Annotated in this window: 9 protein-coding genes, 1 tRNA gene and 3 rRNA genes; 7 read left to right on the top strand and 6 right to left on the bottom strand. The window is 62.8% G+C overall.

The annotated features are described in order from the left end of the window. The first annotated feature begins 705 nt into the window (after positions 1-705). The 5 genes from CHINAEXTREME_RS14745 (at position 706) to CHINAEXTREME_RS14725 (ending at position 6,378) form a co-directional block, all read left to right on the top strand. Positions 706-2,176, top strand: a 16S ribosomal RNA gene (locus tag CHINAEXTREME_RS14745). Positions 2,177-2,304: 128 nt separating this feature from the next. Continuing rightward, positions 2,305-2,376, top strand: a tRNA-Ala gene (locus CHINAEXTREME_RS14740). A 228-nt stretch (positions 2,377-2,604) separates the two neighbouring features. Beyond that, positions 2,605-5,520 (top strand): 23S ribosomal RNA (locus CHINAEXTREME_RS14735). Between the two features lie 130 nt (positions 5,521-5,650). Next, positions 5,651-5,772 (top strand): 5S ribosomal RNA (rrf, locus tag CHINAEXTREME_RS14730). The 16S, 23S and 5S rRNA genes sit together here with 1 tRNA gene alongside, the layout of an rRNA operon. A gap of 150 nt (positions 5,773-5,922) precedes the next feature. Continuing rightward, positions 5,923-6,378 carry a DUF7344 domain-containing protein gene (locus tag CHINAEXTREME_RS14725; RefSeq protein WP_238593297.1) on the top strand — a complete coding sequence of 152 codons (456 nt, stop codon included), beginning with the start codon at positions 5,923-5,925 and terminating at the stop codon, positions 6,376-6,378. A gap of 331 nt (positions 6,379-6,709) precedes the next feature. On the opposite strand, the gene CHINAEXTREME_RS14720 is transcribed toward CHINAEXTREME_RS14725, so the two are convergent. Further along, complete coding sequence (locus tag CHINAEXTREME_RS14720) at positions 6,710-8,101, bottom strand: NAD(P)/FAD-dependent oxidoreductase (RefSeq protein WP_007143814.1); 1,392 nt, start codon at positions 8,099-8,101, stop codon at positions 6,710-6,712. Positions 8,102-8,256: 155 nt separating this feature from the next. Between CHINAEXTREME_RS14720 and CHINAEXTREME_RS14715 the strand changes: the two genes are divergently transcribed. Continuing rightward, complete coding sequence (locus CHINAEXTREME_RS14715) at positions 8,257-9,273, top strand: D-2-hydroxyacid dehydrogenase (protein WP_007143815.1); 1,017 nt, start codon at positions 8,257-8,259, stop codon at positions 9,271-9,273. Between the two features lie 28 nt (positions 9,274-9,301). Here CHINAEXTREME_RS14715 and asd read toward each other — a convergent pair whose 3' ends face one another. Continuing rightward, on the bottom strand, positions 9,302-10,336 hold the full coding sequence (asd, locus tag CHINAEXTREME_RS14710) for an aspartate-semialdehyde dehydrogenase (protein ID WP_007143816.1): 1,035 nt from the start codon (positions 10,334-10,336) through the stop codon (positions 9,302-9,304). 283 nt (positions 10,337-10,619) lie between these two features. On the opposite strand from asd, the gene CHINAEXTREME_RS14705 reads away from it, so the two are divergent. Beyond that, the gene (locus CHINAEXTREME_RS14705) at positions 10,620-10,874 is read left to right on the top strand and encodes a hypothetical protein (protein WP_238593296.1); all 255 of its coding nucleotides are present in this window, start codon (positions 10,620-10,622) and stop codon (positions 10,872-10,874) included. A gap of 135 nt (positions 10,875-11,009) precedes the next feature. On the opposite strand, the gene CHINAEXTREME_RS14700 is transcribed toward CHINAEXTREME_RS14705, so the two are convergent. The 4 genes from CHINAEXTREME_RS14700 to CHINAEXTREME_RS14685 all read right to left on the bottom strand — a co-directional run bounded on the left by CHINAEXTREME_RS14700 (position 11,010) and on the right by CHINAEXTREME_RS14685 (position 13,809). Further along, positions 11,010-11,201: a 30S ribosomal protein S17e gene (locus CHINAEXTREME_RS14700; RefSeq protein WP_007143818.1), complete on the bottom strand. Its 192-nt coding sequence runs from the start codon at positions 11,199-11,201 to the stop codon at positions 11,010-11,012. Positions 11,202-11,317: 116 nt separating this feature from the next. After that, positions 11,318-12,313, bottom strand: coding sequence for a hypothetical protein (locus CHINAEXTREME_RS14695; RefSeq protein ID WP_007143819.1), 996 nt, complete (start codon positions 12,311-12,313; stop codon positions 11,318-11,320). 66 nt (positions 12,314-12,379) lie between these two features. Further along, a complete protein-coding gene (locus CHINAEXTREME_RS14690; protein WP_007143820.1) occupies positions 12,380-12,955 on the bottom strand; it encodes a DUF447 domain-containing protein in 576 nt (191 codons plus the stop codon). Beyond that, the gene (locus tag CHINAEXTREME_RS14685; protein WP_007143821.1) at positions 12,952-13,809 is read right to left on the bottom strand and encodes a triphosphoribosyl-dephospho-CoA synthase; all 858 of its coding nucleotides are present in this window, start codon (positions 13,807-13,809) and stop codon (positions 12,952-12,954) included. The genes CHINAEXTREME_RS14690 and CHINAEXTREME_RS14685 overlap by 4 nt, the downstream gene beginning before the upstream one ends. Positions 13,810-13,815: the final 6 nt, after the last annotated feature.

Genomic DNA, 13,815 nt, shown 5'->3' with positions numbered 1-13,815 from the left:
GCTATATACCCGTTCTCGAAACGCACACCTACGATCTCGAGAACGACACAGGAACGAACCAGTAGCAGGGCCCAATTCGTCGCAGCATTGAAAACGGATCGAACCCGGACGTTCGTTGGAAAAACGTCCCATGGTATTGGAATTCGATGAGAGTTCGCTTCGACGGCCTTATATATGCACCCGGTATTCGATGATAATGCGAACGACGTGGCGCAGGCCGCCACGTTCCCTCCGGCCTTTGGCACGGAGGTAGGCACATCACATCCGCCCTCTCTCGACGATCAGGGCACGATCGGTGTCGGGTTTCGAACCGATTTCCGATCCGTTGCCCTTATACGTCTCGGGGCGTTCAGCTATGATCGCACACTGCCTCGCCGGTTGCGGTTTCCGGCGGGGCACCGATCCGACGCCCTTAAGTGTATGAGGGGGTTCGGATGTGAACGCAAACGCGTTCGACGGGGCCGGTTGGCTCCGTCGACTCGGACGCGACGTTCGAAGGGGTTAAGTACCCTACCGAGCGTAGGAATACGTCCGAAGGAGATGAGGATTCCACCCCTGCGGTCCGCCGTACAGATGGGATCTGATGTTAGCCTTGACAGTTCGGTGACGCCCGATCGGTCCGCGATCGGTGTCATCGAACGTGGACCATAGCAAGTGTGAGTGCATTGCATTCACCGCCAACCTCCCCGCATTGCGGGGAAGAGCATTCCGGTTGATCCTGCCGGAGGCCATTGCTATTGGAGTCCGATTTAGCCATGCTAGTTGCACGGGTTCAGACCCGTAGCAGATAGCTCAGTAACACGTGGCCAAACTACCCTCTGGAGCGCAATAACCTCGGGAAACTGAGGCTAATGGCGCATACGGCTCGGCACCTGGAGTGGGCCGAGCTTGAAACGCTCCGGCGCCAGAGGATGTGGCTGCGGCCGATTAGGTAGACGGTGGGGTAACGGCCCACCGTGCCAGTAATCGGTACGGGTTGTGAGAGCAAGAGCCCGGAGACGGTATCTGAGACAAGATACCGGGCCCTACGGGGCGCAGCAGGCGCGAAACCTTTACACTGCACGCCAGTGCGATAAGGGGACTCCAAGTGCGAGGGCATATAGTCCTCGCTTTTCTGGACCGTAAGGTGGTCCAGGAATAAGTGCTGGGCAAGACCGGTGCCAGCCGCCGCGGTAATACCGGCAGCACGAGTGATGGCCGCTCTTATTGGGCCTAAAGCGTCCGTAGCTGGCCGATCAAGTCCGTCGGGAAATCCGCACGCCCAACGTGCGGGCGTCCGGTGGAAACTGATCGGCTTGGGACCGGAAGACCAGAGGGGTACGTCCGGGGTAGGAGTGAAATCCCGTAATCCTGGACGGACCACCGGTGGCGAAAGCGCCTCTGGAAGACGGATCCGACGGTGAGGGACGAAAGCTCGGGTCACGAACCGGATTAGATACCCGGGTAGTCCGAGCTGTAAACGATGTCTGCTAGGTGTGACACAGGCTACGAGCCTGTGTTGTGCCGTAGGGAAGCCGTGAAGCAGACCGCCTGGGAAGTACGTCCGCAAGGATGAAACTTAAAGGAATTGGCGGGGGAGCACTACAACCGGAGGAGCCTGCGGTTTAATTGGACTCAACGCCGGACATCTCACCAGCATCGACAGTAGCAATGAAGGTCAGCCTGATGAGCTTACTGGAGCTACTGAGAGGAGGTGCATGGCCGCCGTCAGCTCGTACCGTGAGGCGTCCTGTTAAGTCAGGCAACGAGCGAGACCCGCACTCCTAATTGCCAGCAACACCCTCGTGGTGGTTGGGTACATTAGGAGGACTGCCAGTGCCAAACTGGAGGAAGGAACGGGCAACGGTAGGTCAGTATGCCCCGAATGTGCTGGGCGACACGCGGGCTACAATGGCCGAGACAGTGGGATGCAACGCCGAGAGGCGACGCTAATCTCCGAAACTCGGTCGTAGTTCGGATTGCGGACTGAAACTCGTCCGCATGAAGCTGGATTCGGTAGTAATCGCCGTTCAGAAGACGGCGGTGAATACGTCCCTGCTCCTTGCACACACCGCCCGTCAAAGCACCCGAGTGGGGTCCGGATGAGGCCCGGTTTCCGGGTCGAATCTGGGCTCCGCAAGGGGGCTTAAGTCGTAACAAGGTAGCCGTAGGGGAATCTGCGGCTGGATCACCTCCACTGACCGGGACCAGGGCGACGCCCTGGCCCACCTTCGCTCCACGTTCGATCGCGCCACGCCGGGCCGATCGGGCACCTTTGAACTGTCAAGGCTAACACTTCGCACCCGCCGGCTCCGCCGGCGGGGTGGGCCCATAGCTCAGTGGGAGAGTGCCTCCTTTGCAAGGAGGATGCCCTGGGTTCGAATCCCAGTGGGTCCATGACTCGGCTCGAATCGAAGGATCGTGTCCCTTAAGTGGGACAGGGCACTTCGATTCGATCCGAACGCAAACCGATGCACCAGCCCGTGCAAACGTGGCTGGGAAGGGTTAATGCACGCTGCAGTCGACAGCGTTGCAGATGAGACCGTGTGTACGTGTAGTCCAGGCGTCCACTGGACCCGTTCCCGGGTCACTACAGATTGCACCTTCAGTGCAATCCCGATCCGATGAACGTGGCTACTGTGCCAGCTGGTGGATCGCTCGGCTTGAGAGCTGAAGAAGGACGTGCCAAGCTGCGAAAAGCCTGTGGGACCCGCACGGAGGGGAAGAACACAGGATTTCCGAATGGGAATCCCCACCGCAATTGCTTCGCGCAATGGGGAACGCCGAGAACTGAAACATCTCAGTATCGGCAGGAAAAGAAAACGTAACGTGATGTCGTTAGTAAGGGCGACTGAACGCGATCCAGTCCAAACCGAAGCCTTCGGGCAATGTGGTGTTCGGACTGACGATCACTCCGCGACCGTCTGCAGGAAGTCTCTTGGAACAGAGCACGACACAGGGTGACAGTCCCGTATTGCAGACCAGTATCGGACGAGTCAGCTCCAGAGTAGCGGGGATTGGAAATTCCTCGTGAATCTCCCAGGCATCGACTGGGAAGACTAAACACTCCTCAAGACCGATAGCGAACAAGTAGCGTGAGCGAACGCTGAAAAGCACCCCACGAAGGGAGGTGCAATAGGGCGTGAAATCAGTTGGCGATAGAGCGACGGGGCACACAAGGTCCCGATCAAAATGACCGTAGCGCGAGCTACCAGTAAGAAGATCGGGAAGCCGGTGTTCCGTCGTACGTTTTGAAAAACGAACCAGGGAGTGTACCTGTTTGGCGAGTCTAACCCGAGTATCGGGGCAGGCGTAGGGAAACCGACATGGCCGCAGCATTGCGAGGGCCGCCGTGTTCAAGCGCGGGGAGTCAAACGGGTACGACCCGAAACCGGATGATCTAGACATGGGCAAGGCGAAGCGTGCCGAAAGGCACGTGGAGGCCTGTTAGCGTTGGTGTCCTACAATACCCTCGCGTGACCTATGTCTAGGGGTGAAAGGCCCATCGAATCCGGAAACAGCTGGTTCCGACCGAAACATGTCGAAGCATGACCTCTGCCGAGGTAGTTCGTGGGGTAGAGCGACGGATTGGGGGACCGCACTCCGAGAGGAGTGCGCCCCCCTGTCCAACTCCGAACCTACGAACGCCGTTTGACGCAGGGAGTCCGGTGCACGGGGTAAGCCTGTGTACCGTGAGGGAGACAACCCAGAGCTGGGTTAAGGTCCCCAAGTGTGGACTAAGTGCGATCGAAGGTGGTCCCGAGCCCTAGACAGCCGGGAGGTGAGCTTAGAAGCAGCTACCCTCTAAGAAAAGCGTAACAGCTTACCGGCCGAGGTTCGGGGCGCCCAAAATGATCGGGGCTCAAGTCCACCACCGAGACCTAGCCGTACCCGTTACAGGGTAATCGCGTAGGTCGGCGTTCTGTTCGGGTGGAAGCACGGTCGAGAGATCGTGTGGACCGTTCAGTAACGAAAATCCTGGTCATAGTAGCAGCGTTAGTCGGGTTAGAACCCCGACGGCCGAACGAGTAAGGGTTCCTCAGCAATGCTGATCAGCTGAGGGTTAGCCGGTCCTAAGTCTCACCGTAAGTCGAGTGAGTCAACAGGGAAACAGGTTAATATTCCTGTGCCAGTGTGCACTCAAAGCTGACGCTTTGGGGCCGCCTGAGCTGGGCTTTCGCCCAGTCGAACCGTCGAAGTTCGTGGAAGCCGTAATGGCACGAAGCGAGCGAATGGCGGAATAGCGCAAGTCAGGTCAACCTAGAGCCCGTGAAAAGGCGAGCACACTGTCCGTACCGAGATCCGACACAGGTACTCGTGGCGGCGAAAGCCAAGGCCTGTCGGGATCAACCGACGTTAGGGAATTCGGCAAGTTAGTCCCGTACGTTCGCAATAAGGGATGCCTGCCACGCGAAGTGGCAGGTCGCAGTGACTCGGGCGCTCCAACTGTCTAGTAACAACATAGGTGACCGCAAATCCGCAAGGACTCGTACGGTCACTGAATCCTGCCCAGTGCGGGTATCTGAACACCCAGTACAATGGGACGAAGGACCCGTTAACGGCGGGGGTAACTATGACCCTCTTAAGGTAGCGTAGTACCTTGCCGCTTCAGTAGCGGCTTGCATGAATGGATCAATGAGAGCGCCACTGTCCCAACGTTGGGCCCGGTGAACTGTACGTTCCAGTGCGGAGTCTGGAGACCCCCAAGGGGAAGCGAAGACCCTATAGAGCTTTACTGCAGGCTGTCACTGAGACGTGGTCGCCATTGTGCAGCATAGGTAGGAGGCGGTACACAGGTACCCGCGCTAGCGGGCCACCGAGCCAGCATTGAAATACTACCCGATGGTGACTGCGACTCTCACTCCTGGCGGAGGACACTGGTAGCCGGGCAGTTTGACTGGGGCGGTACGCGCTTGAAAAGATATCGAGCGCGCCCCAAGATTTCCTCACCCGTGTCGGAGACGCGGGATAGAGCGCAAGAGCATACGGAAGTCTGACAGTGTCCGGCCCAACGACGGACGCTGACGCGAAAGCGTGGTCTAGCGAACCAATTAGGCTGCTTGATGCGGCCAATTGCTGACAGAAAAGCTACCTTAGGGATAACAGAGTCGTCACCCGCAAGAGCACATATCGACCGGGTGGCTTGCTACCTCGATGTCGGTTCCCTCCATCCTGCCCGTGCAGAAGCGGGCAAGGGTGAGGTTGTTCGCCTATTAAAGGAGGTCGTGAGCTGGGTTTAGACCGTCGTGAGACAGGTCGGCTGCTATCTATTGGGGGTGTTACGGTTCCTGACGGGAACGTGCGTATAGTACGAGAGGAACTACGCATGGGTGCCACTGGTGTACCGGTTGTTCGAGAGAGCACGTGCCGGGCAGCCACGCACCACGGGGTAAGAGCTGAACGCATCTAAGCTCGAAACCCACCTGGAAACGAGGAACCACCGAGGCCACTCCTAGAAGAGGAGTTCGATAGACTCGGGGTGTACGCGCCAAGGCAACGAGGCGTTGAGCCCGCGAGCACTAATCGGCCGAGCCACACACTCATACCGCATTCTCGGAACTGGAGCCCGGAGACGGGTCCAGGCGCGAACTGGACTACACGTACATTACGGTCGACATCGTCAGACCGATCCTGGCTGGTGATGCGGCGGTTCGATTCCGCGAGTCGGCATTTAGGCGGCCAGAGCGGCGGGGTTCCTCCCGTACCCATCCCGAACACGGAAGATAAGCCCGCCTGCGTATCGGCAACTACTGGAGTGGGAGACCCTCTGGGAACGTCGATTCGCCGCCCCACTCATACTTCATACACTTATTACCCGATAGCGACGTCTAACGAGTCGCTATCGGGTTTTATGCTATATTATGCCCGCCGGGGCAAGCAGGGGTACCTTTCGCGATCACTTCGAGCCCGATTCCAATATCGATGTGGGTCCAGCAGTTCACTGTGGCGACTAGTCAATACCAAATACTTTTGGAAACGGCTTTATTCACCTGTCTAATAAAGGCCTCGAGTATGAACGAAAATGACGGTCCGTGGCTCGATACGGTACACGAGCTGCTATCGGAGTCACGCCGCCGGCAGGTCCTGTACTATTTTTTACAAACCGAGCATGCGACGGTCAATGAGCTCGCTCATCGCCTCGTCTCGCGTGAGCGAAATGTTCCTATCGACTCCATCGATTCGGGGGAGACGACCGAGATTACGATCGCTCTGCACCACAAACACTTGCCGAAACTCGAGCGCCACGACGTCATCGAGTACGATGAGCATAGCGACGACGTGGTCCGGGGTTCCGGATTCGAGGGGATGGCGGAGTTCGTTCGACGGGCGCGTGAGTTAGAAGCGACGGGCGGTCGTTTCGAGGATTCGAGCGGATCGTCGACTTCGGTCGCCGAATAGTCGCGGGCGGGTCGAACGACGGACTGGCGAAACGGTGAGCGGAGTTCTTCACGGCCGAGGGCGAGGCAGGGGCTATGCGTCTGGTTCGAGCCGTCGGAAAATGTCACCCGGAACACTAACGTCCAGCGTCATCCCGTGGCGGCGTGCCGTGTCGGCTGGCTAACCCTCGTGCCGGGTGTGGTGAATGTCGCGTGCCCGGGTTCGCCGTACTGTCATCGCACCCGAATGGGTATGCTCGGACGGGGACAAAAGGCACGCAGTGGACGTAGGGAGTCGACGCGGTTAAACGTTATCGAGCGTCGGGGTGAGTCCGAAAAACGGACCGGGCGGTTCAGTAGTGGTACTCGTCTTCGGCGATCTGGACGTAGCCGCCGTCGCGGTAGGTGAACTTTCGTTTCTTGTACTTCGCGAGGATCTTGGTCGCGTCGAGGCCGGCCGTGTACTTGTTCGAGATCAGGACGTTGTCACCGCTGTCGCCCTGCATGTCGTTGACGACGCCGAAGGCCCAGTCCCAGTCGTCGGGCTCGTAGTCCGCGACGATGTCGGCGAACGCGATGTTCCGAAGGATTTCGTCGCCGATGGCGCGTTTCCAGACGTCGTTGTAGTTCTCGAGCGAGTCGGTGCCGGCGAGTCGGCCGGCGATTTTGCCCGAGCGGACGGCGACGTGGTAGCCGCCCTCGTGGAAGGCGGAGGTCGTTCCCATCGCACCGCCGGCGACGGCGATGTTCGCACCGACGGGGGAGTCGATCGGTCGGGTCGAGGAGATGGGATAGGTTTCGGTCCCCCTGGACTTGCCGCGGTCCTCGACGATCGGGATGTCTTCGTCGACGTCGTACTCGTCCCCGTACTCGAGTTCGAGGAGCCGACGGATGTACTCGGAGCCGGAGGGGAGTTGTTCGTCCTCGGGGCGGAGCAGTTTGTACGATCCGGGGTTGTCGACGTCTTCGAGGGTCATCCCGATGGGCATCGTCAGCCCGACGCGGGCGACCGTCCCGTCGTTGGGGAAGATCCAGGGGTAGGCGGTTTCGCCCGGCATGTGGCCCCACCAGAACTTGAGTCGGTCTTCGAACTCCTCGAACAGTTCCGGCGGGAACTCGCGGTACTCCTGGTAGGCGATGTGGTTGGCCTCCGGCGGGGAGAGATAGTCGGAACTGCTCCGGCCGGGGGGCGTGAACTGGTCGAGGGCCTCGAGAGTGATCCGCCGTTGCGGGCCGTCCGCGAGGACGACGTACTGGGCCTCGAGTTGTTCGCCGTTCGAGAGGGTGAGCGTGTGGGTCGGCCCCTTCGGGCTCGACGCCCGGAGATCGGTCTCGAGGTCGGAGACGCCGGTGCCGACACGGAGGTCAGCGCCCGCGTCGGCGGCGCGCTCGTGGAGCCAGTCGTCCATGCGGGCCCGGTGGAAGGTGTACCCGAAGTTGGGGTAGCTGGAGTCGATTCCCGTCGTCGTCAACTCGACGGACGAGGAAGGGCCGATGAACTCGGTGCCCTCGAGTTCCCGGTGGATCACCTCGTCGGGGATCTCCCGGTAGTCGAAGTCCATGATGTCGATCCAGTAGTCGAGCATGCCGGCAGCGTCGGTCGAGTCGGGACCGAGCTCCTCACGGTCCTCCCGCGGGACGCCCTGTTCGAAGAGGACCGTTTCGGCACCGTGGGCAGCGGCTTTTTCTGCCGCGGATGTGCCCGCCGGTCCGCCGCCGACGATCGCGACGTCAACGCGTTCCATACTCCGTTGGGTCTCGGCCGGCCATATTAAACTGCGTGAAATTCGTGGCTCCGAACCGCTGGTGGCGTATCCAGTGGGGAGGAACGAACGGGGGCCGTGGTCGAACAGCCCACGGGAACGAATTCTTTTGGAACCTGCGGGACGAGTGGACGTACATGAGCGACGGAGACGGCGACGCAGGAGGGCGTACCGAGATCAGTACCGAAACGGACCCATCGGTCCTCGTCCTCCGCAAGGGGACCCACGGTGTCCCGATAGAGGAGTACGCCGCAGCGCTTCGCGACCGCCTCCCCGACGGGAGCGTCGAACTGGCCCGTACACCGGCGGCCGAGCGGGAGTCGATCCGCGACGCGGAGTTCGTCACCGGAATGGTGCTCGAGGAGCCCCTCCTCGAGCGTGCGGAGAACCTCGAGGTGTTCGCCTGTGCCTACGCGGGGACGGGACACCTCCCGATGGACCGACTCGAGCAACGGGGCGTGACGGTGACGAACGCGTCGGGCGTTCACGGTCCCAACATCGGCGAGCACGTCCTGGGATCGATCCTGCGGTTCACGCGGCGGTTCCACGTCGGGAACAGGCGGCAGCGCCGCCGGGAGTGGCGACACTACCAAGCCCACGAACTCCAGGGGTCGATGGTGACGATCGTCGGCCTGGGTGCGATCGGGACGGCGGTCGCCGAGCGCCTCGAGCCGTTCGGCGTCGAGACGGTCGGCATTCGCTACACGCCGGAGAAAGGCGGGCCGACGGACGAGGTGATCGGCTTCGATCCCGAGGCGCTCCACGAGGCGCTCGCGCGGACGGACTACCTCGTGCTCGCGTGTCCGCTGACGGAGACGACGCGAGGGCTGATCGACCGGGACGCCTTCGTGACACTGGACCCCGAGGCCGTCCTGGTCAACGTCGCCCGCGGGCCGGTCGTCGACACCGGCGCGCTGCTCGAGGCCGTGCGCTCGAACTGGATCCGCGGGGCGGCGCTTGACGTAACGGATCCCGAACCGTTACCGGAGGACCATCCGCTGTGGAACTTCGAGAACGTCAAGATCACGCCGCACAACGCGGGTCACACGCCGAAGTACTACGATCGGCTGGCGGAGATCGTCGCCGAGAACGCCCGTCGATTCGCCGAGTGCGACGGTGACGGGATCGACCTAGAGAATCAGGTGCGTCCCTGACGCCAGCTTCGGGGAGGCGGGACGGCCCTTACAGGTAGCCGTTCTCGAGCAGGAGTTCGCCGTTGAGCACGCTGGCACCCGCCGCACCGCGGATGGTGTTGTGTGCGAGGCAGTTGTACTGCAGTCCGTCGGGAGTCTCCTGGAGGCCGCCAGCGGCGACGGCCATCCCGTCACCGAGCGTCCGGTCCAGCCGGGGCTGGGGTCGGTCCGGGGCGTCGAAGACGTGGATGAGCTGGTCCGGCGAGGACCGGAGGTCGATCGACGGGTACGCCGCCATTTCCTCGGCGGCTTTTGCGGCCGAGAGGTCCTCCTCGGTCTCGACCCAGACGTTCTCGAGGTGGCCGTCGATCGTCGGGATGCGGTTACAGGAGGCGGAGACGGTGACCTCGTTGTGGCTCAGTTCCGCACCGTCGAACTCGCCGAGCAGCTTCCGGGACTCGGTCTCGAGTTTGTCCTCCTCGCCCCCGATGTGGGGGATGGCGTTGTCGATGATCTCCATCGAACTGACGCCGTCGTAGCCGGCTCCCGAGACGGCCTGGAGGGTCGCGACGTGGACCGTCTCGAGGCCGTACTCCGTGAGTGCGGCGAGCGTGGGGACGAACGTGATCGTCGAGCAGTTGGGGTTCTTGACCAGGGCCCCGTCCCAGCCGCGCTCGTCGCGCTGGACCTCGAGGAGGTCGAGATGTTCGGCGTTGACCTCGGGGATTACGAGCGGGACGTCGTCGGCCATCCGCGCGTTCGACGAGTTCGACGAGACGACGTAGCCGGCCTCGCAGAAGGCCGGTTCGACGTCCGCGCCGACGCTCGAGGGAAGCGACGAGAAGAGGAGATCGACGTCGTCGGGTACTTCCGCGGGATCGGTCGCGGAGACGGTGATGTCCGCGACGTCGTCCGGGATGGGGCTGTCCACGCGCCACTTGGCGGCCTGTCGATACGTCTTGCCGGCGCTGTCCTCGCTCGCGGTCAGCGCGGCGATCTCGAACTCCGGATGGGGATCGAGAAGTTGGATGAGTCGCTGTCCGACGGCACCGGTTGCGCCGAGTACGCCTACTCGTACTGCCATTTTCCGTCCCTCGGAGTTGTGTCCGCAAAACCGTTTGGGTTTCGGTGGCATATGTGTCAATAGCGGCCAAGGTGTCGTCGGTTGATGAGCGGCGACCGACTGGTTGACTGGTTAACGGGCTGGCGGGCTGGCAGACCTGCAGACTGACGTGGCCCGATCGGCACGCATAGAAGAAATTAAGCGATCGGAGCGGCACCTATGGATCGATGCAAGAGCGATACACTCCCGCAACCGGTTGCGATTCGGCCGGATCATCGATCGGTCGCCGCTCGAGGTGGTCCCGATGACGGATACGGCAAGTGCGAGCGAGGCCGGCCTCTTCGAGACCCGATTCAGCATCGGCTCCGCTGCGGCCGGCGGACTCCTGATTCTCGTCGGTCTCGTCCTCGGCTGGACGGGGTATCAGGGCAACCAACTCCCGGTCGTCGGGACCGAGATGGACGTCGTCATGGGGATCTCCGGGCTGATGATGACGTGGTTCTTCGGCGTCGTGTTCCTGTATGCCGCGCTGTACATGGAACCCGGATTCGACCGTTAAGCGCCCCGACGAACGGTTTCCGTTCGGTATCGCTTCCTGATTGCTCGTCGTTTCGACGCGAAAAGCGACGCGACCAGCGGCCGACACCAGCGGCTACGGGGAAAGAATACGGTAGAGACGGAACAAATCGCTCCTCTATGCGGTCGCCTGGGCGCTTTTCTTCCGCGTGACGTAGCCGGCGATGCGGTTGCGGACGCCCTTGGAATCGACGTTCGTGAGCTTTTCGACGCTGTCTTTGTTCTGTTCGAAGTCGTTCGTGAACGCGTCCGGGTACCGCTCCAGGAGGAGGTTCCCGGTCTTCTTGACGTAGGCCGGTTTGATTGCCATGTTGGTGGATTCCGTCGGGAGGGTCTTAATCCCTTTCTCTTCGCCCGTCCGGGTCCGCTACCCGGCGACTCGAGCGAGGCCCGGCCCGTGGCCCGTCATCGCCGGTCGCCCGTCGGTTACGGGGCGCTCGCTTCCGGCGTCGTTTCGAGGTCGGACGCGGGTTGTTCCTCGGTCGCTCGCTCGCCGCCGGCGCGGCTGGCGAGTTCCTGGAACGCCTCGGACCGCCGTGCGATCCGGTCGGCCATCGCGTCGTCCGGTCGGCGGTCCCCGTCGGCGGACTCGAGGAGGAACGTCGTGATCACGACCGTCTTCACCCAGGGTTTGAGGACGCCAGCGTAGACGGTCAGCGTGAGTCCGGCGACGACGACCCAGCCCGCGACCTCGAACGCCGGCGACAGTCCGGCGAGGACGCTGGCTATCGGGGTCAACGCCAGGAACAGTACCGCCGCAGCCGCGTACAGTCCGATCACGATCAGCATCGTCGAGCCGAGGATCGGCTTCCAGTTTTCGCCGTAGAGGAGGACACCCTCCTTGGCGGACTGCCAGGGATCGTCGGCCGCGTCCTCGGTGAACCCGTACGCGAGGATCGCCTCGTCGACGTACGACACCGCGACGGCGATCGCCTTTCCAACGAGGCGCACGAGTTTTTCGAGGCTCGGGACGGCACCGAGTCGATCGGCGACCGAGACGACGCTCCGGTTGAACTCCTCGAGGACCGCTTTCACCAGTTTGTCGACAGCGAACAGGACGCTCGCCTCCGCGAACCGGTCTTTGACCTGTTCGGTCCCGTACGTGAGCTGGTCGTCCGGCGCGTCGCCCGTCTCGATGACGTGGACGACGACCGCGATGTGGCCGGCCTTGACCAGGTACAGCAGGTACTTGCTGACCAGTCGCCAGGCCCCGACGAACAGGCCGACGGCGATCAACAGACCGATCCCGGCGATCCAGCCGGAGATCGTCCCTGCGTCGAGCAGCGAGGTGCCGATCCAGACCACTGCCCCGAAGTAGAGCACGGTAAACAGTCCGAGCCCCAGTCCGACGGCGATCCTGAGCAGTACGAATGGTAGCGTCTTCATGAAGACGTTCGTCGCTCGTCCGAAGTGCAAGACCATACCGCCGGTGGCCGCGGCATCAGTTAAAAACTCGAGGACGGAAGGCCCGCTCGGGACGGGTCCGGGCTACCACTCGGAGTGGGTGCGAACCCGCTCGAGGGCCGTTCGCTCCCGGGGACCGCCGGCCCGGTCGACGACGTCGGCGAAGTACTCGAGGCGGTTGCGGAGTTCGTCGTCGTCGTAGCCGTCGATGCCGAGCCGTGAGGCGGCGACCGTCGCCTCGATCACGGCCCCGAATCCGCGATCGATCGTCGGCACGGTTCGCTCCAGAACGGCGGACTCGACGGGCTCGAGTTCCCAGCGCTCCCATTCGGTGCCCGCGTCGGTTCCGGTCTCGATCGGCGTCGCATCGACCCGCGTCCAGGCACAGGCGGCCTCGAGGACGGGGTCGTCGTACTCGTCGATCGAGAGCGCGGCGTCCGCGAAGACGACGGGGTCGTCGACGAACTGGACGTACCCCTCGCCCTGCCGGTGGAAGTTCCCGCGCGTGCGCGTCGACCCCCACGTCGTCGCGGTGGCGGGGTCGCCGTCGAAGAGGCCGAGCGCGGCCGCGTTCCACTTCCCGTTCGGGCCGAGGGTCGTGACGACGGTCTCGGTGACCCCGGAGAGGGAGATGGGCCAGTCGGCCCCGGACTCGCTCATACCGTCACCCTCCCGTTCTCGAGGGCGATGAACAGTCCCGCCGCGGTCAGGTCGGCCGTCGTCCCGGGGTTGATGCCGCGCTCGACGAGGTCGTCGGCGAACTCCTCGACGGCGTCGGGGTCGGTCTCGAGGGCGTCCCGCTCGTCGAGTGCAGCCGCGCGGTCGCTGACCGCTCGGGCCACGGATTCGCTCCGGCGGCTCGCGACCAGGGTGTCCGGCCGCTCCGCGAGCAACGAGAGGAAGACCGCCGCAGCACGATCCGTTGCCGGGCCGTCAGCCTCGGCGAGCCGATCCGCCGCGGTGAACGAGCGCTCGAACCCCGTCGTCCACTCGCGGGCGACGTCGTCGCCGGGGACGCTTCGCTCCATCACGTCGAGCAGGGTCAGTTCGCGTTCCTCGAGCGCGGGGACGGCGTCGGAACCGCGCCGAACGTCCAGCGGCTCGAGGTCGGCGGACGGTTCGTCGACGAAGACGTCGACGTGATCGAACGCGCGGTAGAAACCCGCGGCGTCCGCGACGCTCGTGTCGGCGACGACGTCCTCGGCGGCTCCGGGCGAGAGCGGCTCGGACCCGGCGGCGGCCCGGACCAGCGGCACCACCAACAGCAACGCGCCGAACTGCGTGTTACCGCCGCCCTGGGCCGCCATTCCCTCGACCGCTCGTTCGAAGGCCCGCCCGACGGGCTCGCCTTCCTGGGCCAGCTCGAGCCCACGCTCCGTGCCGACCGTTCCCGCGAGGAAGTGGTCGAACCGCAACTCCTCGAGGTCCCGCCGGCGGTCGACGTTACCCGGCTTTGGTGTGCCCGCGACCTCGAGCAAGAGTGCCAGTCGTGCGTTCTGTGCCAGCGTTCGCATACCTGG

The sequence above is a fragment of the Halobiforma lacisalsi AJ5 genome (assembly GCF_000226975.2).
Classification (GTDB): Archaea; Halobacteriota; Halobacteria; order Halobacteriales; family Natrialbaceae; genus Natronobacterium; species Natronobacterium lacisalsi.
Note: the sequence above shows the minus strand (reverse complement) of the source record. Positions and strands in the feature narration are given on the sequence as shown.